Annotated in this window: 2 protein-coding genes and 1 pseudogene; all 3 read left to right on the top strand. The window is 63.0% G+C overall.

The features are described 5' to 3' along the window. Positions 1–477 (top strand): annotated as a pseudogene (locus tag KQI17_RS13385) (SPFH domain-containing protein); the annotation flags it as partial. Between the two features lie 6 nt (positions 478–483). Beyond that, positions 484–645 (top strand): hypothetical protein, encoded by a 162-nt coding sequence (locus KQI17_RS13380; protein WP_216496685.1) that lies wholly within the window; start codon positions 484–486, stop codon positions 643–645. 41 nt (positions 646–686) lie between these two features. Beyond that, the coding region (locus tag KQI17_RS13375) for a DUF4428 domain-containing protein (protein WP_216496684.1) at positions 687–1,444 on the top strand (758 nt) is incomplete at its 3' end.

The following is a 1,444-nucleotide window of genomic DNA, read 5'->3' as shown; positions in this document are numbered from 1 at the left end:
GCCAAGTGGCGCGACCTGCGCGGCATCGAGGTCGTCTCCTTCGGCGTTTCCTCCGTCACGGCGAACGAGGAAGACGAGAAGATGATCAAGGAGATGCAGCGCAACGCGGCGTTTATGGACCCGACCCGCGCAGCGGCGCACCTTGCGGGCGCGACCGGCGACGCGATGAAGACGGCGGCGGCGAACCCGAACGGCGCGGTCGGCGCATTCATGGGCATGGGCATGGCCGGCGGCATGGCAGGCGCGCAGATGGGTAATCTCTATCAGCAGGGCGCGCAGCAGCAGGCGGCGCAGGCGCAGGCGGCGCCCGCGGCGGCAGGCTGGACCTGCGCGTGCGGACAGGCGGGCAACACGGGCAAGTTCTGCGCGAACTGCGGCAAGCCCGCCCCCGCTCCGGCGAATGAATGGACCTGCGAGTGCGGCACGAAGAACACGGGTAAGTTCTGCTCCAACTGCGGCAAGCCCTTCGGAGGCTGAGATAGAATGAAGCGAAAATTGATCTGGCTGTTTATCGCCGGCATCGCGGTCGGCATCGTGCTCTCGGGACTTTATAGGCACTTCGTGACCGATCAGATCATGGACGGCGGCAATATGGAAAACCCGGACTACATCCTGCATCAGCACGACGGCGAAAACGCCGACTGACAGGGCTTTCCCTGAAAATTAAGAAAACGGAGAATAAGAGCATGGGACTGTTTGATAAAAAGTACTGCGACATCTGCGGCGAGAAGATCGGCCTGCTCGGCAATCGCAAGCTCGAGGACGGCAATCTCTGCAAGGACTGCGCGAAAAAGCTCTCGCCTTGGTTCAGCGAGCGCCGCAACTCCACTGTAAGCGAGATCAAGGAGCAGCTTGCCTACCGTGAGAAGAACCGGGAACGGGCGGCGCAGTTCCGCACCGCCCGCTCCTACGGTGAGGGCTGGAAGCTTCTGCTGGACGAAGAGCACCGCTGGTTCACCGTCACCCGCGCCCGCGACTTGGCGGACGCCAACCCTGATATTCTGGACTACACGGCGCTGACCGGCTGCCGCGTGGACATCGACGAGAGCCGCACCGAGCAGATGCGCGAGGACGCGGACGGCAAGGAGGTTAGCTACGTCCCGCCCCGCTACGAGTACTCCTACGACTTTGACATCATCATTTCCGTCAATCACCCCTATTTTAACGAGATGCGCTTCCGCCTCAACGACAGCTCTGTGTACATTGAGCCGCAAAGCACCGTGCAGCGCCCGATGATGGGGCAGCGCCCGATGGCGGGCCAGATGCAGCGTCCCATGCCGGGCCAGATGCAGCGGCCCATGGCGGGGCGTCCGCAGCCCATGGGCCGCCCGATGATGGGGCAGACGATGAATGTCGCACCTGTCAACTTCGACCCGGAGAACAGCATGGAATACCGCAAGTACCGCGAAATGGGCGACGAGATCCGCGCGGCGCTGCAGCAGGT

This window comes from Oscillibacter sp. MSJ-31, from assembly GCF_018918025.1.
Lineage (GTDB): Bacteria > Bacillota > Clostridia > Oscillospirales > Oscillospiraceae > Hominicoprocola.
Note: the sequence above shows the minus strand (reverse complement) of the source record. Positions and strands in the feature narration are given on the sequence as shown.